Annotated in this window: 18 protein-coding genes; 7 read left to right on the plus strand and 11 right to left on the minus strand. The window is 63.9% G+C overall.

Annotated elements, in window-relative coordinates:
• Positions 1 to 679: 679 nt before the first annotated feature.
• Genes dctP through ACSSV4_RS16125 form a run of 3 tightly spaced genes read right to left on the minus strand, consistent with a single transcriptional unit; the run spans position 680 to position 3,608 of the window.
• Entirely contained in the window at positions 680 to 1,765 is a 1,086-nt protein-coding gene (gene dctP / locus ACSSV4_RS16115; protein WP_454276116.1) for a TRAP transporter substrate-binding protein DctP, read from the minus strand.
• 26 nt (positions 1,766 to 1,791) lie between these two features.
• The gene (locus ACSSV4_RS16120; RefSeq protein WP_454276117.1) at positions 1,792 to 3,117 is read right to left on the minus strand and encodes a TRAP transporter large permease; all 1,326 of its coding nucleotides are present in this window, start codon (positions 3,115 to 3,117) and stop codon (positions 1,792 to 1,794) included.
• On the minus strand, positions 3,114 to 3,608 hold the full coding sequence (locus ACSSV4_RS16125; protein WP_454276118.1) for a TRAP transporter small permease subunit: 495 nt from the start codon (positions 3,606 to 3,608) through the stop codon (positions 3,114 to 3,116). Before ACSSV4_RS16125 ends, ACSSV4_RS16120 begins: the two co-directional genes overlap by 4 nt.
• Before the next feature lie 454 nt (positions 3,609 to 4,062).
• On the opposite strand from ACSSV4_RS16125, the gene ACSSV4_RS16130 reads away from it, so the two are divergent.
• From ACSSV4_RS16130 to ACSSV4_RS16160, 7 genes are all read left to right on the plus strand, one after another.
• Complete coding sequence (locus tag ACSSV4_RS16130; protein WP_454276119.1) at positions 4,063 to 4,461, plus strand: hypothetical protein; 399 nt, start codon at positions 4,063 to 4,065, stop codon at positions 4,459 to 4,461.
• 73 nt (positions 4,462 to 4,534) lie between these two features.
• The gene (locus ACSSV4_RS16135; protein ID WP_454276120.1) at positions 4,535 to 5,986 is read left to right on the plus strand and encodes a multicopper oxidase family protein; all 1,452 of its coding nucleotides are present in this window, start codon (positions 4,535 to 4,537) and stop codon (positions 5,984 to 5,986) included.
• A gap of 257 nt (positions 5,987 to 6,243) precedes the next feature.
• Positions 6,244 to 6,630 carry a DUF302 domain-containing protein gene (locus tag ACSSV4_RS16140; RefSeq protein ID WP_454276121.1) on the plus strand — a complete coding sequence of 129 codons (387 nt, stop codon included), beginning with the start codon at positions 6,244 to 6,246 and terminating at the stop codon, positions 6,628 to 6,630.
• 1 nt (position 6,631) lies between these two features.
• Positions 6,632 to 7,306: a TVP38/TMEM64 family protein gene (locus ACSSV4_RS16145; RefSeq protein ID WP_454276122.1), complete on the plus strand. Its 675-nt coding sequence runs from the start codon at positions 6,632 to 6,634 to the stop codon at positions 7,304 to 7,306.
• Positions 7,303 to 8,613 (plus strand): APC family permease, encoded by a 1,311-nt coding sequence (locus tag ACSSV4_RS16150; RefSeq protein ID WP_454276123.1) that lies wholly within the window; start codon positions 7,303 to 7,305, stop codon positions 8,611 to 8,613. The genes ACSSV4_RS16145 and ACSSV4_RS16150 overlap by 4 nt, the downstream gene beginning before the upstream one ends.
• Before the next feature lie 67 nt (positions 8,614 to 8,680).
• Positions 8,681 to 11,014: a heavy metal translocating P-type ATPase gene (locus tag ACSSV4_RS16155; protein ID WP_454276124.1), complete on the plus strand. Its 2,334-nt coding sequence runs from the start codon at positions 8,681 to 8,683 to the stop codon at positions 11,012 to 11,014.
• 37 nt (positions 11,015 to 11,051) lie between these two features.
• The gene (locus ACSSV4_RS16160; protein WP_454276125.1) at positions 11,052 to 11,531 is read left to right on the plus strand and encodes a DUF411 domain-containing protein; all 480 of its coding nucleotides are present in this window, start codon (positions 11,052 to 11,054) and stop codon (positions 11,529 to 11,531) included.
• 192 nt (positions 11,532 to 11,723) lie between these two features.
• On the opposite strand, the gene ACSSV4_RS16165 is transcribed toward ACSSV4_RS16160, so the two are convergent.
• The 8 genes from ACSSV4_RS16165 to ACSSV4_RS16200 all read right to left on the minus strand — a co-directional run bounded on the left by ACSSV4_RS16165 (position 11,724) and on the right by ACSSV4_RS16200 (position 20,191).
• Positions 11,724 to 11,981: a hypothetical protein gene (locus ACSSV4_RS16165; protein ID WP_454276126.1), complete on the minus strand. Its 258-nt coding sequence runs from the start codon at positions 11,979 to 11,981 to the stop codon at positions 11,724 to 11,726.
• 193 nt (positions 11,982 to 12,174) lie between these two features.
• Positions 12,175 to 12,894, minus strand: a complete 720-nt coding sequence (locus ACSSV4_RS16170; protein WP_454276127.1) for an SDR family NAD(P)-dependent oxidoreductase — start codon at positions 12,892 to 12,894, stop codon at positions 12,175 to 12,177.
• 4 nt (positions 12,895 to 12,898) lie between these two features.
• Entirely contained in the window at positions 12,899 to 15,097 is a 2,199-nt protein-coding gene (locus ACSSV4_RS16175) for an alpha-ketoacid dehydrogenase subunit alpha/beta (RefSeq protein WP_454276128.1), read from the minus strand.
• A 58-nt stretch (positions 15,098 to 15,155) separates the two neighbouring features.
• On the minus strand, positions 15,156 to 16,571 hold the full coding sequence (locus ACSSV4_RS16180) for a hydroxymethylglutaryl-CoA reductase, degradative (RefSeq protein WP_454276208.1): 1,416 nt from the start codon (positions 16,569 to 16,571) through the stop codon (positions 15,156 to 15,158).
• Positions 16,457 to 17,221: an SDR family NAD(P)-dependent oxidoreductase gene (locus ACSSV4_RS16185; RefSeq protein ID WP_454276129.1), complete on the minus strand. Its 765-nt coding sequence runs from the start codon at positions 17,219 to 17,221 to the stop codon at positions 16,457 to 16,459. Before ACSSV4_RS16185 ends, ACSSV4_RS16180 begins: the two co-directional genes overlap by 115 nt.
• A 10-nt stretch (positions 17,222 to 17,231) precedes the next feature.
• Positions 17,232 to 18,548: a TRAP transporter large permease gene (locus ACSSV4_RS16190; protein ID WP_454276130.1), complete on the minus strand. Its 1,317-nt coding sequence runs from the start codon at positions 18,546 to 18,548 to the stop codon at positions 17,232 to 17,234.
• Between the two features lie 19 nt (positions 18,549 to 18,567).
• Positions 18,568 to 19,146 carry a TRAP transporter small permease subunit gene (locus ACSSV4_RS16195; RefSeq protein ID WP_454276131.1) on the minus strand — a complete coding sequence of 193 codons (579 nt, stop codon included), beginning with the start codon at positions 19,144 to 19,146 and terminating at the stop codon, positions 18,568 to 18,570.
• A gap of 7 nt (positions 19,147 to 19,153) precedes the next feature.
• A complete protein-coding gene (locus ACSSV4_RS16200) occupies positions 19,154 to 20,191 on the minus strand; it encodes a TRAP transporter substrate-binding protein (protein ID WP_454276132.1) in 1,038 nt (345 codons plus the stop codon).
• Between the last annotated feature and the right edge of the window lie 9 nt (positions 20,192 to 20,200).

Below are 20,200 nucleotides of genomic sequence, written 5' to 3' on the forward strand. Positions count from 1 at the left end.
AACGCCCACACTCGGCCCTTGGCGGCAGACCACCCGCCGTGCTCTATTGGCTGAGAAAAGACAAAACCCAACCCGATCAGCAGGTGCAAAGAGTAGCTTAATTTACGCCAGATCCTGTCCAACCGATGGGGAGTAGCTCAGAATGCACCCCTTCGAAATCGCTAGAAAAATCTTGGACTTCGTCGTATTCCATACATTTTGGCTATCGTCTATACCGGAGCATCAAGCCATTCCTTGGCGGCGAGCCATGCAGATCAGGTAGCAGATTTTCTCTGGCTGCTGTTTCAAACATGTTCATGGCGGCATTAGCCCAGCTTCTGGGTCTGGATGTGCACATTCAATGGTGCTCCTCATGGTCCTGTGTCGCGCGAGGATGAAATCAGCTATGTGCTGCTTTTGTCTGCCCGGGACCAATGACGATGATGTAGTTTGCGACGGAGTTGTGGACATTCGCTGCACTGACGGGGCTTATAGGTGGAGGTGCTGCGAGCCGACATTTAGATCAATCCGATAGCGGCTATAGCCGCAGATGTCGCGCATCTTGGCCTATCCGTGCGTGGAATGCTTGCTGATTTCATATTTGACTGGTCGGACCGAACAATCACTGTAGTTCCAACGAGGTCCGACCAGTACACACGCCCGCTATTTCAGCGGGCATGCCAGAGGATAATACGTGCCACTATTGTGCGCAGTCGCGCAGGGCGGCAGCATCGGGACCGTTAGGCGTGCGCCCGAGGTTGAACGGGGCTGAAGCATCGCGCCACTTTGCATAATCGTCAAGGTATTCGACCATGCTGAGATAGACCTTGGCCGAGTTCGGGTTGGCGCAGGCGGTCTCGACGATTACCTCGTTGGCCATGTCCTGAACCCTTGCCAGCGTCTCGTCGTCATAGCGGTTGATCTCGACCGCCTCCTCGAACTTGGCATAGGCCTCGGTCGCGCGCTTCTCGGTGAAGGCGAGCGACCACAGCAGCGTCGCATCGGCTGCGATCTGCAGCTTCTCTTGCGTCTCGACGCTGAGCGCGTCCCAGGCGGATTTGTTGATCATCACGCCAAAGACCGAGGCCGACTGGTGCCAGCCCGGGGTCGCCCAATAGTCGGTGACCTGCTGAAAGCCCGCCGACCAGTCGACATTGGGGGTCGAGAACTCGGCCCCGTCGATCACGCCACGCTCCAGCGATTGATAGATTTCGCCACCCGCCATGGAGACCTGATTGCCGCCCAGACGTTCGAGCAGCTTGCCCTGCTCCAGCCCCGAGAGGCGCAGGCGCTTGCCCTGCAGGTCCTCGAGGTTCCGGATCGGCTCGTTGGTGCGAAAGCCGGATTCGTTGTTGGTCACGCCGTAAGGCAGATAGACCATGCCATAATTACCGTAGATCTCGTTATAGAGCTCGGCCCCGCCCCATTGCTGGATCCAGTTCACGTAATCGACGGCGTTGAACAGGCTGGGCGTCGTGGCCAGCGGCGAGAAGGCCGCATCGCGCCCGGCCCAGTATCCGGGCCAGTCGGCACCGGCCTGAATGGTGCCCGACTCGACCGCGCCAAAGACCTCGCCAGCCGGGACGAGCGAGCCGCCGTCGAAGAACTCGATGGTCAATTCGCCTTGCGTCAGCTTGTTGGCCAGATCGACAAAATGCTTGTCGGTCTCGATCAGTTCCAGCGAGGACGGCCAGGTTGTGGTCATCGTCCAGCTGTCCTGTGCGGTGGCCTGCCCGGCCAGCGCGGTCGCGGCCCCGGCCGCGAGTACGAATGCTTTCATGGTCATGGTATCTCCCTTCTCCATGGTTGTGGTTACTTGGTGTAGAGGACATCCGGCAGCCAGGTGACCAGCGCCGGAAAGACCGCGACGAGCACGCACATCGCGACGATAAGCGCGATGAACGGCAGCACGCCGCGAATGATCGAGCCGGTGCGCAGATCCTTGGGCGCGATGGCCCGCAGGTAAAAGAGCGCATAGCCGAATGGTGGGGTCAGGAACGAGGTTTGCAGCACGACCGCCATCAGCACGACGAACCACAGCAGGTTCACGTCGGGCATTTCCTGAATGATCGGCAGGAAGATCGGGAAGGACAGCAGCACGATGCCGGTCCAGTCCAGAAACGCCCCGAGGATGAACACGATCGCCATCATCATGGTGATCAGCATCCACGGCTCCATGTCGAGCGTGCGGATCAGTTCTTGCGTGGCGCGCAGGCCACCGGTGATGTTGAACACGCCTGTAAACGCGGTGGCCCCCACCACGATGAACAAGATCATCGCCGAGGTGCGCCCGGTCTCCAGCATCGCACCATAGAAGGTGCCGATCTGAAACCGCCCGCGCGCGATCACGATCAGCAGCGCGAGCGCGGCGCCGATCGCCGACGCCTCGGTCGCGGTGGCAATGCCCGCCAGAAGCGAGCCGAGAATGCCGAAAATGAGCACGAGCGGCGGCAGCGCTTCGACCGCCAGCATCCGCATCAGGGTCGCGCGCCCGACCTTTTCATCCGGCTCCACCGCCGGGGCGAGATCGGGGCGCAGCACCGAGATGATGTAGACATAAACGGCGTAGCTGAGGCCGAGAAGCACGCCGGGGATCATCGAGCCCGCGAACAACTCGCCCACCGAGAGCGGCGAATAGCTGGCCATCAGGATCAGCATGATCGACGGCGGGATGAGGATGCCGAGACAGCCCGAGGCCGCGATCACACCGGCGGTGAGCGACGGCGCGTAACCGTATTGCAGCATCGGGCGCAGGGCCATCACGCCCATCACGGTGATCGACGCGCCGATGATGCCTGTGGTCGCCGCCAGCAGGATCGAGATGAACACCACCGCGAGCGCAAGGCCGCCGCGCACCTGACTGAGCATCAGGCGCAGGGTCTCGAACATTCGGTCGGTGACGCCTGAATCCGATAGAAACCGGGCCATGAGGACAAATAGCGGAATCGCGATCAGCGTGTAATTGTCCAGCACATCGCCAAAGATCCGGTTGATCACGATGCCCAGAACCATCGGTTTGCCCGCGATGATCGCGGTCAGCACGGCGGTGCCACCCAGAACGAAGGCCAGCGGATGCCCGAGGAACAGGCCCAGCAAAAGCAGGCCGAACATCAGGACAGCGATCAGTTCGGGGTTCATTCAGAGGCCTCCTGCCGGTTGAGCACGATTTTCAGAACCTCTGCGAAACCCTGAAGCAGCAACAACCCTGCGGCGACGCACATTGCCATCTTGAGCGGATATACCGGCATCTGAATGGCACCATAGGTGACCTCGCCCTGTGCCCAGGAGCGCGAGGCAAAATCCCAGGACCGGGTGAGAAACACCCAGGCGAAGGGAAAGAAGAAAATAACATAGCCCAGAAGGTCGGCGATCCGCTGTCCGCCGCGCCCAAGCCTTTCGGTCAGGATATCGACGCGCACATGCGCGCCGTGACGCAGGGCATAGCCCCCCAGCAGCACGAAGTAGAAGCCGAAGAGCTGTTTCGAGACGTCGAAAGCCCACCGCGTCGGCTCGCTGAACACGTAGCGCAGGACCACGTCATAGATGATAATGGCTGCGAAAATGATGGCGAGAACCGCCACGATCCGCCCAACGATTTCGTTCAAACCGTTGATTGCGTGTATCAACATTGCGTCACCTCCCCATGCCGCATTCACGCATGCCAGCGCTGATAAATGCGATGACACTCGTGAACGTCGAAACCATCGCGTGTTTGAAGCTTAGATTCAACCGGTAGCGTAGTTCTACGTAGGTCATTGATATAATGATTTATTTACCCACCTTGGAAACTTTCCGTGACGTCACTTGGTGAATTTCTCGATCTTGCGCCGATACTGTGAACGCGCTTTGATCCGCTTACTTTGAGGGCTTTGGCAGCCGGGAACGGCTCAGCGTTGCGCTTCTCTAAGAGAAAGATGTCGCGCCATGACCCACCATCCGCACTGCTCTCGCGCGTGTCTCAGGTGAATAGCGGTTCGCTCTGTTGTCTTTTTCCATGGCTCCAATCCTTCCTCGATTTGGAGCCTCCGGAAAACCCGGAGAGGTTCACACCCACGTTGTGCCAGCGGTTAGGCGCCTGCGACAATGGACATTCTCGTGAGCAATGCCTATCTCTCAAGTATGTACGCACGTGTCATCACCTTGCTTGCCATACTCGCGATAACCGTGGTGACGACGGCAACCTCCGCGCATGCCACACGCATGAGCATGAACTCCGGTGCGGATCATGCGACGCATTTCGCCGACATGATGCACTCTCCGGTCATTGTCGGCCCCGACTGTGACGCTGGAGAGCACTGTGGATCGGCCGATGCCGAGATGTGTGCGTTCGTCTGCGTCGGCCTCTCGCCCTTCCTGACATCGGCAGGCGGAGAAGCCGGGGACGCGCACGGCACCGCCAGTCATGACGTCGCGTCCGAGGCAATCCACGTCAGCCGTGCGCCGGGACTGAACGAGCGCCCTCCCCAACTCCGTCTCCTCTGATCGCGTCCGGGCAGACGCCCGCGGCGTCCCATCGGCCTTGATGAACGGGACGGGATGTCCCGAGGAGACGACCATGAACACGCTTTCACGACGCGGCTTTCTTGCCGCAAGCGCCGCCGCCATTGGCGCGGCACAGATGCCCCGCATCGCCTTCGCGCAAGTGGCGCCGATCAGCCTCTCCGCTGCGACCCGGACGCTCGATATCGCCGGGCGCGCGGCAACCGTCTTTGGCCTTGTCGGCCCCGGCGGTCAGGGCCTGATCCTCGACCCCGGCCAGAGGTTCCGGGTTGACCTGACCAATGATCTGGATGTCGGCACGATCATCCACTGGCACGGCCAGATCCCGCCAAACGCGCAGGACGGCGTGCCCGACATGCCGATGCCCCTTCTCGCCCCGGGTGAGACCCGATCCTACGACTTCGAGGCCCGGCCGGGCACCCACTGGATGCACAGCCATGTGCCGACGCAGGAGATGCAGCTGCTCGCCGCGCCGCTGATCGTCCGTTCGCAGGAGGACATCGCCGCCGACCGGCAGGAGGTCGTGATGTTCCTGCATGACTTCTCCTTCAAGGCCCCCGAGGAGGTTCTGGCCGAGATCGGCGCAGGTCATGGCGGCGGGCGCGGCGTGGGCCATGGTGCCGTGGGCAACATGCCCGGAATGGGCGGGATGATGGGCATGGGCGGCCAGATGGGCGGCATGGCCATGGACCTGAACGACTATGACTGGGACGCTTATCTCACCAACGACCGGACGCTGTCGGACCCCGAGGTGGTGCAGGTCGAGCGCGGCGGGCGCATCCAGCTCCGGGTGATCAACGCCGCCGCAGCGACGGTGTTCTGGATCGAGACCGGCGGTGCCGAGGCGCGGCTGGTCGCGGTGGACGGGCACGCCGTCCAGCCTGTCGCGGGCTCGCGGTTCGGGCTGGCGATGGGTCAGCGGCTGGATATCGAGATCGACCTGCCGAGCGAAGGCGGCACCTGGCCAATCCTCGCCCTGCGCGAAGGCGCGCGGGAACGCACCGGCCTGATCCTCGCCACGCAGGGTGCCGAGGTCCGGCGCCTCGATGCCATGGCGGAGACCGCGGCACCCGCGTTCGACACCGATCTTGCGCAGGAAGCGCGCCTGATCGCCCGTGATCCTCTGCCGGATCGGCCGGTGGACCGCAGCCAGGTGCTGATGCTGGGCGGCTCGATGCAGCCCTATGTCTGGACGATCAACGGCGCCGTCTGGGGCCAGCACCAGCCGATCATTGCCCGCAGCGGCGAGCGGGTCATGCTGTCGTTCCACAACATGTCGATGATGGCCCACCCGATGCATCTGCACGGCCATGTGTTCCAGGTCGTCGGCCTGAACGGGCGGCGTGTGGCCTGTGCGCTGCGCGACACGATTCACGTACCGCCGATGTCGATGGTCGATGTCGCGCTCGATGCAGGCGAGGCCGCGCGCTGGATGCTGCATTGCCACCACATGCCGCATCTTGCGACCGGCATGATGACCGAGTTCGCGGTCACGGCGTCGGTGTGATCCGGGCGGGGCGTCCGGACAGGGCGCCCCGACGCCCCGACACTGATCCTGTGCTGTCCTGCTCCATGTTGTCGCGAGAGCCGGCGAAAAGGCGCACCCTGCGGGTGAAAATCAGGAGTATGAGATGATGAACTGGAACGATATGGGCTCCGGAATGGGGTTTGGCTGGCTCTTCGGCCTGCTGATCCTTGCGCTGGTGGTTTTGGCCATAGCGGCACTGATCAAATATCTTCGGAAGTGAGAAAAAGGACTTGGAAATGACCTACACGATCAATCGAATGTTCCCCGACGCCGGTATCGACGATGTCGACGCTCGGGCGCGCAAGGCACTGGCGGATCATGGTTTCGGCATTCTGACCGAGATCGACGTCAAGGCGACAATGAAGAAGAAGCTCGATGTCGAGATGTCGGCCTATCGCATCCTCGGTGCCTGCAACCCGAAGATGGCGCATCGGGCCATCGGGATCGAACCGCGGGTCGGCGCGATGCTGCCCTGCAACGTCATCCTGCGCGAAGTCGACGGTGGTGTGGAGGTCAGCGCCATCGACCCGGTAGCGTCGATGCAGGCGACCCTGAACGCCCAGCTGACGGCCGTGGCGGGCGAGGTGCGCGACCTTCTGGCGAACGCCGTCGCGGCGGTCTGAGATGAGCCTGCGCGCCGCCATCCTCACGGGCCTAGCGATCCTCGGGATCGGACTGCTCGCTGTCTGGCAGTTCGCGCCTTCGGTATTCGCCGAGGCGCGCAGCCTTCTGGAGCCCGAGCGTCTGCAAATGCTGGTGGCGCGTGCGGGTCTCTGGGGGCCAGTCGTGATCGTCACGCTCATGACCCTCGCGGTCGTGGCCAGCCCGATCCCGAGCGCACCGGTCGCGCTGGCCGCTGGAGCAGCCTATGGGCATTTCTGGGGGACCGTGCAGGTCGTGATCGGCGCCGAACTCGGGGCGCTGATCGCCTTCGCCGTCGCGCGGGTTCTGGGGCATGATGTCTTGCGGCGGGTGTTCGGGACCCGTGTCGATGCCGGGCTTCTCGGCTCGCAGACCGCGTTGACGGCGACGGTTTTTGCCAGCCGCCTGATGCCCTTCGTGTCCTTCGACATGATCAGCTACGCGGCCGGACTGAGCCGATTGCACGCTTGGCGTTTCGCCTTGGCAACACTGGCGGGGATCATACCGGCAAGCTTCCTGCTGGCGCATTTCGGCGGTGAGGCGGTTAGCGGAGACCTCGGGCGCGCGACATGGGCGGTGCTCGGCCTCGGGCTTGTGACGGGGCTGCCGCTGCTCTGGGTGGCGCTGCGGCAAAAGCCTGAAAAGGAAAATCCATGACGAAAGGCGATTACGAGAAGAACAGCATTACCCTGCCGGGCGCAGTGGCCATGGGCACCGGCGTGATGATCGGCGCGGGCATTTTCGCGCTGACCGGGCAGATCGCCGAACTCGCCGGACGTCTCTTCCCGTTCTCGTTCATCGTCGGCGCCATCGTGACCGCGTTCAGCGCCTATACCTATATCAAGATGTCGAACGCATACCCGTCTGCGGGTGGCATCGGGATGATCCTGAAGAAAGCCTACGGACCGACGACGGTCGCGGCGGGCGCCGCCCTCCTGATGGCGCTGTCGATGGTGATCAACGAAAGCCTCGTCGCGCGCACTTTTGGCACCTACACGCTGCGGGCGTTCGGCGGCGATCCGGACAGCGTGCTGGTGCCAATCCTCGGCGTCGGGCTGATCGTCTTCGCCTGGCTCGTGAACGTATCGGGCAACCGGTCGGTCGGGCTGTTCTCCATCGTCATGGCCCTTCTCAAGGTGGGCGGAATCGCGCTGTTCGGGGCAGCCGGCCTCTGGGCGAGTGGTATCTCGTTCGAGGCGACGGGTGGAGACATGGGCGCCACCGGCTTCGTGGCGTCGGTTGCGCTGTCCATTCTCGCCTTCAAGGGGTTCACGACCATCACCAACAGCGGCGCCGAGGTCACCGACCCGCACCGCAATGTGGGCCGAGCCATCATCCTGTCCATCGCCATCTGCGTCGTCGTCTATCTGCTGGTGGCCTTCGCGGTCGGCTCCAGCCTGCCGCTCGACCGTATCGTGGCGGCGAAGGACTACGCGTTGGCCGAAGCGGCCCAGCCCGCGCTCGGTCAGACCGGCTTCTACCTGACGGTGGCACTGGCGCTGGTGGCCACCGCGTCGGGCCTGATCGCCAGCGTGTTCGCGGTCTCGCGGATGCTGGCGATGCTGACCGACATGAAGATGATCCCGCACAGCCATTTCGGGATGCCGGGCACGATCAAGGACCACACACTCGTCTACACGGTTGTGATCGCGGGCTTTCTCACGGTCTTCTTCGACCTCAGCCGGATCGCGTCTCTCGGGGCCTTCTTCTATCTGGTGATGGACATCATCATCCACTGGGGCGTGTTCCGGCACCTGCGTGAGGACATCGGCGCGCGGGGCTGGGTGTTGCTGACGGCCATCGCCCTCGATGCCGTGGTGCTGGCCGCATTCGCCGCGATGAAATGGCAGTCCGACCCCCTCATTGTCGTCCTGGGCGCGATCGGCATGGCGCTGGTGTTCCTGTTTGTCGGGATCTTCCTCGCACGCGATCCCGCCCCGGAAGACGCTCACGACCATCACTGAAAAGAGCTTGAGCTTCCAGCCACTGGAGGCCGCAAGCTGAAACAAGAGATCGAAAGGCTGGCAGAACATGGAGCATGATCACCAACACGCGACGCCCGACATTCCGGCGGGGGCAGAGACGACGAAGGACCCGGTCTGCGGGATGACGGTCGCGGTCAAGACGGACGGGCGTCACGCCGAGTTCCAGGGCAAAACCTTCCATTTCTGTTCGGAGAAATGCCAGACGAAGTTCAAGGCGGATCCGTGGTTCTACGCTTCGGGCCGGGCCGCCGGGCATAAGAAGGCGGCGCCGGCCAACGTCCAGTACACCTGCCCGATGCATCCCGAGATCGTGCGCGACGCGCCGGGGGCCTGCCCGATCTGCGGCATGGCGCTTGAACCGATGCTGCCCTCGGACGAGCCGAGCGAGGAGCTGACCGACTTCACGCGACGGATGTGGATCTCGGCTGCCGCGGCGGTGCCGCTCATCATCCTGACGATGGGCGAACTGGTCGCGCTGCCGGTGCGCGACTGGATCGGGCATCAGACGGCGAGCTATCTGGAGTTCGTGCTGGCCACGCCGATCATCCTCTGGGCCGCCTTGCCATTCTTCCGGCGCGGCTGGGACTCGATCGTGAACCGCAGCCCCAACATGTGGACGCTGATCAGCATCGGCGTGGCGGCGGCCTACCTCTACTCGATCGTCGCTACGTTCCTACCGGGTGTCTTTCCGGAACAGTACCGGATGGGCCACGGCGTCGGCACCTACTTCGAGGCGGCGGTGGTGATCGTGGCGCTGGTCTTCGTGGGCCAGGTTCTGGAACTCCGCGCGCGCGAACGCACCGGGGACGCGATCCGCGCACTTCTGGACCTAGCGCCGAAGACCGCAAGGCGCATCCTGCCGGACGGCACCGAGTACGACGCGCCGCTCGAGAACATCATGGAGGGCGACCGACTTCGCGTACGCCCGGGCGATGCGGTGCCAGTGGACGGAACGGTGATCGAGGGCCGATCGTCGCTGGACGAGAGCATGCTGACCGGCGAGTCGATGCCGGTCGAAAAGGGCCCGGGCGATGCGGTGACCGGGGCAACGATCAACAAGAACGGCTCTCTGGTGATCGAGGCGGCCAAGGTCGGCTCCGACACCGTGCTGGCGCAGATCGTCGCGATGGTGTCGAACGCGCGGCGGTCCCGCGCGCCGATCCAGGGTCTCGCTGACCGGGTGTCGGCGGTCTTCGTGCCAACCGTGGTCGCCATCGCCATCATAGCCTTCATCGTCTGGATGATCCTCGGCCCGGAACCCGCGCTGGTCTTCGCCATAGCATCCGCCGTTTCGGTGCTGATAATCGCCTGCCCCTGCGCTCTTGGTCTCGCCACCCCGATCTCGATCACCACGGCAGCGGGGCGCGGCGCGCAGGCGGGCGTGCTGATCAAGGATGCCGAGGCGCTGGAGCGGATGGCGGGCGTCGATACGCTGATCGTCGACAAGACCGGCACGCTGACCATGGGCAAGCCGAAGCTAACGGATACGGTCGCGCTTGGGAATTTGACCGAGACTGAGCTACTGTCGCTGGCTGCTGCGCTCGAGCGCGGCTCGGAACATCCGCTGGCCGAAGCCATCGTCGAGGGCGCCGAGGCACAGGGCTCCCCGCGTCAGGAGGCCACGGACTTCGATGCCGTCACCGGCAAGGGCGTGCAGGGTCGCGTCGGCGGGCGCGCGGTGGCGCTCGGCAACGCGGCGATGATGAGGGAAATGGGGCTCAACACCGCGCAGGCCGAGGCGAAGGCCGACACCCTGCGCGCCGAGGGCAAGACGGCGATGTTCGTCGCTCTTGACGGCGCGCTCGTCGGCATCGTGGCGGTCGCCGACCCGATCAAGGAGAGTACCGCGCAGGCCATTCGGGAACTTCATGCCCAGGGGCTACGGGTGATCATGGCGACGGGCGACAACGAACGCACGGCGCAGGCGGTCGCGGGAAAGCTCGGCATCGACGAAGTGCGCGCAGGCGTTCTGCCCGAGGCAAAGAAGGACCTGATCGACCAGCTGCGCCGAGAGGGCCACAAGATCGCGATGGCGGGCGACGGGGTGAATGACGCGCCCGCACTGGCCGCCGCCGATGTGGGCATTGCCATGGGCACGGGGGCCGATGTGGCGATGGAAAGCGCCGGGATCACCCTGCTGGGCGGCGACCTGATGGGCATCGTCCGCGCGCGTAAACTCGCGCGCGCCACCTTGCGCAACATCAAGCAGAACCTGTTCTTCGCCTTCGCATACAATGCCCTTGGCGTGCCGATTGCGGCCGGACTGCTCTACCCTGTCACCGGCCTTCTGCTCTCGCCGATGATCGCGGCGGCGGCCATGAGCCTGTCCTCGGTCTCGGTGATCACCAACGCGCTGCGGCTGAGGCGGGTCGATCTCTGACCCGCCGGCACACACACCAATCAGAAAGGAAAACCATATGACCCATGAAACGATCTCTCGCCGCGCGATCCTGATCGGAGCGACCGCGCTCGTGGCCACCTCGCCCCTTCATACGTTGGCGCAAGACGTGGGTCCGTCGATCCACGTGATTAAGGACCCGAACTGTGGCTGCTGCTCGGCCTGGATCGATATCCTCGCGAATGACGGTTTCGCAGTCACGACCGAGGCGAGCGCCGGAACGCTTCTGATGCGCTACAAGCTGGACAACGGCATCCCGCAGGAGATGGTCTCCTGCCATACGGGTCGCGTGGACGGCTATATGATCGAGGGCCACGTCCCTGCTGCCGACATTCGCCGTTTGCTGGTGGAACGCCCCGACGCGGTCGGCCTCGCAGTGCCCGGCATGCCTTACGGCTCGCCCGGAATGGGGTCGGAAAGTGAGCGCGAGGCCTATGACGTGTTCCTGATCCAGCGCGACGGATCGATCGAAATTTTCACCAGCTACGCTGCCGCATGACCTTGAAGCTGCGACTCCGCTTCTAATCAGGGACGAGAGCACATGCGCACCTGCTCCCGCATCACGGCGTAGTCTTTCAACATTACGGCGATCACCGATCCCTCCGGCAGCAGGGCCAGTTCCTCGGCCGCCCGAGCCTGGAACTCGCGGCTATACTGGACCTCCGCTGGGCGGACGGTCGCGACGCGGCGTTCAGAACCGCCCGCTGCGCAGCCGCTCAGCAAGCTCGGTGCGATCGCGAGGACGGCGAACTGCCGCTTCCAGCATCTGGCGTTGGACATTATTGGCCTTCTCCGTGGTCTCTACGCGTTCGGCGAGGCGTCCCGCTCGCTCGCCAGAGCGCCGGAGCGCGAGCAGGAACAGGAGCACCGCGAGGACGATGGCTCCGTAGCGGAGCGCCGCGCGCGCCCACGCCGATCCGGCGAGCGTGGGGAGCAGCCCGCCGATCATCGCCACCCCCGGCGCCAGTCATCGAACCGGGCGTAGATTGTGACCGCGGCGTCATCTGCGCACACGGCACGGCTGCGGGAAACTTTCCGAGACACATGCAGAGCGTTTGTGCTGAGAGTCACCACAAGCTCTGGCGGGCACTATAGACGTTGCCTGCGTCCGGTTGGACGCAGCCAAACCCAAGCCGCCCAATCTATCCGGTGTATACACCGCCGTTTACATCTATGATCGCGCCAGACATGTAATTCGCGCCATCCGAGCACAGAAAGACGATGGGCTGCGCGATTTCATCGGGCGTTGCCAGTCGTCCCAAGGGAATCGAGCCGGTCTCTATTACCGATCCGGACACCATCGCGGTATCGGTTGCGCCGGGAGCAACCGCGTTGACATTGACCCCATGTGGCGCCGCCCTCGCGGCCATCCATTTGGTCATCGAGATGACCCCGCCCTTGGCGGCCACATAGTGCGGGCTGGCGCGCAACCCTCCCATTCTTCCGGCAACCGAGGCGACGAGAACGGCCTTGCCATGGCCCTGCGCCATCATCCGGTCGAGCGCCGGGCGCAGGACGTTGATCGCACCCTTCAGGTTTATGTCGATCACGTCGTCGAACGCGTCATCCCATGCCCTGTCATGCCACTCATCCCATGGGCAATATCCGGCATTGGCAATCACCCCATCCAGGCTTGGTTGCGCCGAGACGAAGTCTTCGGCAAGCGCGCGATCGCGTATGTCGAAGGCTTTGGTGACGGTCTCGGCGCCATTTGCGCGCAACTCATTGGCGAGCGTCTCGCAATCCTCCCGGTCGCAAAGTGCAAGCCGCGCCCCGAGGCTTGCGAGGATTCGCGCGGTCTGCGCGCCTATTCCTGCGGCCGCGCCAGTCACGAGAACGGTTTTTCCTGCGAAATCCAGCATGTTCTCAAACCCGTTCGCTGTCTGGTTGGCGCAAGGCGCTATCGCGCAGCATCTCGCGCAGGGCCGCCTCGATGTCCTCCTCGCCCGCGAGGGACGCCCGCTCCAGCACGCGCGAGACCGTCGGCGGCGCCCATTGCCCGGTGACGCGCTTGATCGGCTGATCCAGATAGTCGAAGAAGCGGCGCTGGATCTCGTCCGCGAGGACCGCACCAAAACTCGCGCCGCGTGTGGTCTGCTCGATCACCGCAACGCGGCCGGTCTTGCGCACCGACTGCCCGATCAACTCGTAGTCAATGTCGCGCTGCGACAGGCTGCGCAAATCTATCACATCGGCGCTCAGCCCCAGGCGCGCCACCAGATCGGCGCAGAGATCCACCATCCCGAGCGAGGTGAGCAGCGTGAACTGATCACCTTCGACGACACGTTTCGCCTTGCCGATCGGAATGTGGTAGCCGAGATCCTCGGGCACCAGCGCCTTGCGTTTGTGAAGAGCCTGCGGTTCGATGATCAGCACCGGGTCGGTGCAGCGCAGCGCGCTGTTCATCAGCCCCACATAGTCGAAGGCGTTCGACGGTGCCAGAATGTGCCAGCCGGGAAACAGTGCGAAAACGCTGGTCGGATCCATCGAATGCTGGGAGCCGTATCCCTCCAGTCCCGGCAGACGGCAGCGCAGCACGAGCGGGACGTTTGCGGTGCCGTTGAACAGGTGCCGGATCTTGCCGGCCTGATTGAAGAGCTGGTCGGCGGCGACAAGGAAGAAGTCGCTATACATCAATTCGACGATGGGCCGCATGCCCGACATCGCCGCCCCCACGGCCAATCCGCAAAATCCGTTCTCGGTGATCGGCGTGTTGATGATCTGCGTGCCGAAGAACCGCGACAGCCCCCGCGTCGCACCGACCGTGCCACCGCCCATATTGGCGACATCCTCGCCAAAGAGCAGCACCTCCGGATCTCGCGCCATGGCGACTTCCATGGTCGCGGGAATGGCCTCGATAAAGGACATCTCGCGCATGTCCGCCGCTGCGAAATCCTCGGACTCGGCGGCGCGCATGCCGGAAAACTCCGACATGTCCGACACAAGGTTGTCGTCGACGGTCTCGGGCCCTGGCCAGAGCGAGCCGGGAATGTGCATCGACGATCCCTTGCCCTCGGTACAGCTTTCGCCCGCGAACTCCACAGCCTCGGAGACCGCCACGTCGATAGCATCAAGCTCTTGCTCGCTGACGATGTCATGCATCCGCAGGCGCTCGCACAGATATTCCCACGGCGAACGCGCCCGCCATTCGTCTTCCTCCTCTTTGGTGCGATAGCCAAAGGCACTGCCCGGGACGGGCGAGGACTGATGATAATAGCGGTACACATCCGCCTGTATGAAAGCCGGGCGGCGCTGCGTGCGGATATGCTCTTCTGCCCACCGTGTCGCGCGCCATACTGCCAGCGGATCCATGCCATCGACATGCAGGCTCTCGATGCCATGGGCGCAGGGACGGGTATTGAGATTGGTCTCGTATGTGGATTGCTCGACGCTGGTCGAGACCGCGTAGCCGTTGTTCTCGCAGAAGAACACGATCGGCAAGCGATAGAGCGCCGCAAGATGCATGGCCTCGTGGGTGGTGCCCTGGTGAATGGCACCATCGCCGAAGAACGACACCGTCAGGCGGTCCCCTCCACGGGATTTCTCGGCGAAGGCATGGCCACAGGCAATCGGCAGTCCGCCCGCGACGATCGCATTCGTGCCCATGATGCCAAGCGCCTCGCGGCGCAAATGCATGGAGCCGCCCCTCCCGCCTGTCCAGCCCTCCTCGAGGCCGAGAATCTCGTGCATCATGCGGCGGATTTCGTCGCGCATCTCGTCACGCAGGCGCGTGCCGGCCGAGGGGTCGAAATTGTCGGTGTAGAGCGCATTCACGGCCTTGGCGACAACCTGGTGATGCGCCCGGTGCGAGCCGTTCATCATCGTGTCGATGGGCAGAGCCGCAAGACAGCCCGCCGCGCCGGCCTCCTGACCGAGACTGGAATGGGCGGGGCCGTGCACCAGGCCGAGCTTGTCAAAAAAGAGGATCTTTTCTTCGAACCGCCGCGCGGTAATCAGCAATGTCGCAAGCCGTTTGGCGTCCTTGGTCGACAGGCGGGCCCAGTCCTCATCCTCGATCCGCAGGCGCCGCATGCCCGTTGCCGGGGCGATAGGCTCGTATCTCATCGCGCTGGCGCCCCGGCATGATCCGTGCATGCTCGTCTGATCAGGCCCGGCCTTGCGCTCATGTCCGAAGCTCCGCCAGCAGGCGCGCCGCCATGGGTTCGTTGATCTCCCCGCACGCCTTCATCGCCTCCGCGACGCGGACGATCTCGTCCCCCTCGGCCCCGGCCGCGATGGCGATATTCTGCGCATGCAGCGCCATGTGCCCTTTCTGGATACCATCGGTCGCCAGGGCGCGAACCGCCCCGAAATTCTGCGCTAGACCGACGGCGGCAACAAGCCGGGAAAGTCTCTCGGCGCTTTCGGCCCGCATGATCCCGAGGGCAAGCTGTGCCACCGGGTGAATGCGCGTGGCCCCGCCGACAATGCCCAACGACAGCGGGAGTTCGATGGAACCTGCCAGATCCCCGTTGGCGGTTTTCTCCCAACGGGTCAGCGGGCCGTACTGGCCGGATTGGGCCGCATAGGCATGGGCACCGGCCTCGATCGCGCGGGTATCGTTGCCGGTGGCGAGCACAACCGCCGAGACGCCATTCATGATCCCCTTGTTATGGGTCGCGGCGCGGTAGGGGTCGATCACGGCGAACTCGGCGGCCTCGAGCATCGTGTCGACCACCGCCGCCCCGCCGATTTCGTCGGCGGGCCAGACCGCCTCGGCGCGGGTCAGGCGTCGGTCGGCCAGGTTGGACAGGATTCGCAGCAAGGACCGCCCGCCAGTCCAGTCGGCCAGCACCGGAGCGATCCGTTCGGCCATGGTGTTCACCGCATTGGCCCCCATGGCATCGCGCGTGTCGACGATCAGGTGAACCACAACCATGCGCCCGTGCCGCCCGTCCAGCAGCCGCACCTCGACATCGCGTAATCCGCCGCCAAGCTCGACCAGCTTCGGATCGACCTGATTGCACAGGTCGCGCGTCTCCTCGAACCGGCGCAGGATTTCGAGACGCGCCCGATGCGGATCGGCAACATCGAGGATCTGCACCTGCGCGATGGTCAGTGAGCCCGCATAGGAGGTGCGAAACCCGCCCGTGGCGCGGCACCGCTTGGCGGCGTTGCAGACGGCGGCGATGACCGAGCTTTCCTCGGTCGCCATCGGAATGAGCACATCCTCGCCATCGACCACCATATTCGTCGCGATGCCCAGAGGGACCGGCATGACGCCGATGGCGTTCTCGATCATCCGGTCCACCAGATCCGCCGACAGCACCCCGGTATTGCCCAGAATGCCCGGCGCGTCCGCGCCCTCCGGCAGCCAGTCCTTCAGCGCGTCCAGCCGCTCCGACCGGCTCAGGGTTGCAAATCCAGTCAGTCTCGAACTGCGTTCCGTCATGTCATTTTCCGCCTTTTTCGCTGGTCTGCGGGTTAGGCCCGCATCAGGTAGCCGCCATCGACCGGGATGGCTGTGCCGGTGATGAACCCCGCAGCCGGGGTCGCGAGGAACAGGATCGCTCCGGCGATCTCGTCCGGGGTTGCCCAGCGGCCCACGGGGGTGCGCTCGCACACCCGGCGGTCGAGGTCGGGCATGTCCTTGCGGGCCTGCCGCGTCAGCGGCGTGTCCACCCAGCCGGGCAGGATGCAATTCGCCCGGATGCCGTCTTTCGCCCAGGCCACGGCCAGGCTGCGGGTAAGCTGCACCACCCCACCCTTGGCCGCCGCATAGGGCGCCGTGGCCTCATTGGCCAGAACCGACAGCATCGAGCCCACGGTGACGATGCGCCCCTGCCCCGCCTTGCAAAGACCCGGGTAGAACGCCCGCGCCGTGACAAACGTGCCCCGCAGGCTCGCATCCACGACCGCATCCCAATCCTCGAGCCTCAGATCCTGCGGCGCGCCGCGCCGGTTCATTCCGGCCGCGCAGACGATCGCATCGGTCCCACCCATATGCTCCTCTGCGGCCTGCGCCACGGCGGTTGCGTCGGTCTCGTCTGCCGCATCGCCAGCGGCGAACCAGGCCGGGCCCTTGCCCTCCAGCGTCGCCTGCGCCTGCTGGCCGCGTTCGACCGAGCGCCCGGATATCAGAACCTGCGCCCCCGCCTCGAGAAAGGCGCGCGCGGTGGCCAGCCCGATTCCGCTGGTGCCGCCGGTGATCACGACACGCTTGCCGGTGAGATCGAACATCTCGCTCATCTTCGCCCCCTCAATTTGCCAGCGCGTCCGGCAACCACAGCACCAGAGACGGGAACAGGATGCACAGGCCCAATCCCACAAGCTGGATCAGCACGAAAGGCACGATCCCCGCATAGATGTCACGGATGCTTAGTTCCGGTGGCGCGATCCCGCGCAGATAAAACAGCGCATAGCCGAAAGGCGGCGTCAGGAACGAGGTTTGCAGGTTGACCGCCACCAGCACGGCGAACCAGGTCAGTGTGATCCCGGAATGGCCGAGCCCGAAATCCAGCCCCGCGATGATCGGGGCGAACAGCGGCAGCACCACATAGCTGATCTCGATCCATTCGAGAAAGAAGCCCAGAACGAAGATCAACGCCATGATGAGGAACAGGGTCTGATACGGGCCCGAGGCGATGGCCATCACGGCGTCCTCGATCATGTAGTCGCCACCGACCCGCTTGAAGATCGCGCTGAAAACCGTGGCCCCGATTGCGACCATCAGGATCATTGCGGTGGTCAGCGCGGTTTCCTGAACGCATTCGATGAGGTTTCGCGCCGTCAACTGCCCCATGACGGCGGCCAGCAACGTGGCTCCGAGCGCGCCGATCGCGGCGGCCTCGGTCGGCGTGGCGATACCCGCCACGATCGAACCCAGAACACCGAGAATGAGGATGATCGGTGCGATCAGATGCTTGATCAGCACCGCCAGCGCCTCGAGCGTCGAGACCTTTTCCTGCGCCGCGCTTGGCGGGGCCAGCGACGGATCGAGATGGGTGGTGATGAGGATGTAGGCCGCATAGAGTGCACCCAGGATAAGGCCGGGCACCACCGCCCCCATGAACAGATCGCCAATCGAAATTTGCAGGATGTCGCCGACCAGAACCAGCATGATCGACGGCGGGATCAGAATGCCCAGCGTTCCCGCCGAGCAGATCGTGCCGGCCGCGAGACGCATGGAGTAATTCTGCTTGAGCATCACCGGCAAGGCCATCAGGCCCAGCATGACCACCGAGGCCCCGATGATGCCCGTGCTCGCGGCCATGACCACCCCGACAATCGTGACCGACAGCGCCAGCCCGCCCGGTCGCTGCGCAAAGAGCCGTTCGAGCGACAGAAGCAGGTTCTTGGCGATATTCGATTTCTCGAGCATCAGCCCCATGAAAACGAAGAGCGGCACCGCCATCATCAGCCAGTTCGTCAGGGTGCCGGTAAAGATCTTCGACGAGATCGTGTTCAGAAAGACCAGCGGCACATCGCCGATGAAGGTAAACAGAATGCCGACACCCGCGAGCACCAACGCCACAGGGTAACCCGAAAAGATCCCGAGGATGAGAGCGAGCACCATTGACAGTGGCAAGATATATTCAATCATGAGGTCGGTCTCCACCGCCAAGCAGCACACCCAGATGCAGCAGCACCCGCCCGACCCCGCACAGGGCAAGCACGACAAAGCCGATCGGAAGAATGGATTTCACGAGATACCTGTCGGTCAGGCCGCCATAATCGGATCGCTCCCCGGTACTGTAGGAGAACTCGACAAAGCCGAGGCTCAGCCAGCCGATGATGGCGCAGAACGGCAGGAGAAAGACCAGATCACCGAGCAGATCGACCAGCGCCCTGCCGCGCGGCGTGAACCGGACAGAAAGCATGTCGACCTTGACATGCGCGTCGCGCGCCAAGGCATAGGACACGCCCAGCATGACGATGATCGCCTGCAGGTGCCATTGCAATTCGGCCAGTCCGGTCAGGGTCAGTTCCGATCCGAGGAGCGGCAGATCGGCCTCCCAACTTGCCAGTTGGCCCCATTTCATGAGCGACCCGACAACCGCCACCAATACCAGCGCGATCATCGGAAGGACCAGCCAGGCCGCGACACGGCCAGGCCATGCGCTTGCCTCGACAAGCGCATGGCCGACCCGCTCCAATATGGAACGACGGGTCATTTACCCATTACTCCGACGGCTCGGGGATGGCCTGAAGCGACGTCCAGACCTCGGCATCGGCGAGATAGGCCTGGATCGACTCATATGCCTCGGCAAAGATCTCGTCCTCGGCTGCCTGCTCCTCGAGCACTTCCGTCGCGGCCTCGCGCAGCGCCGCAAGCACCTCGTCAGGGAAACGCTTGGTCTCGACCCCCTGGGCCCGGAACTCTTCGATGATTGCACCTTGCGGTTGGGGTGCCGCCGCCAGCGACCAATTCACCGTTGCGCGGCACGCCACCATGATCTGCTCACGGGTCTGCTCGTCAAAGCCGTTCCAGACATCCATGTTCACGATGAGCGAGTTCCAGCTTGCTGGCTGGTGCCAGCCCGGAAAGTAATAATACTTGGCGATCTCGGCAAAGCCGAGCGCCTTGTCGACCACCGGGAGCGAGAATTCGGTCGCGTCGATGCGGCCACGCTCCAGCGCCACGTAAAGCTCGCCGCCGGGAATGAGCTGGGTCGAGACGCCAAGCTTGTTGAGCACCTGACCGCCCATGCCGGAAATCCGCATGCGCAGGCCCTTGAGGTCCTCGACGCTGTTGATTTCCTTGTTGAACCAGCCACCCGGCTCGGGGGCCGTCACGTGGCAGGGCAGCAGCTTGACATTGAGCGGATCATAGGCTTTCTGGACGATCTCCATGCCGCCCCCTTCCCACATCCAGCCGACAAAGAGGTCCGGGCCGGGGCCGAACGGCATGGACCCGGCCAGCGAGGCGACGGGGATCGTGCCACCCCAATAGCCGACATAGTCCCACCCTGCGGGAATCGCGCCGGAACTCACCTGATTGAGCACCTCGAGCGCCGGAACCAGATCGCCCGCGCCATGCACGCGCAGCTTCACATCGCCGCCGGTCGCGGTCTCGATGTTCTTGGCCAGAACCTCGGCCCCCTCCCCGAGGAATGCGAGGTTCTTCGGAAAGGTGCTCGCGACGTCCAACGTCTCGGCCTGCGCCGGAACACTGGCAACCGCCGCCACCGCAGTCAGTAATGTTGCCTTCAGATTCATGTTGGTCCT

The organism is Roseovarius sp. MBR-154 (assembly GCF_053628595.1).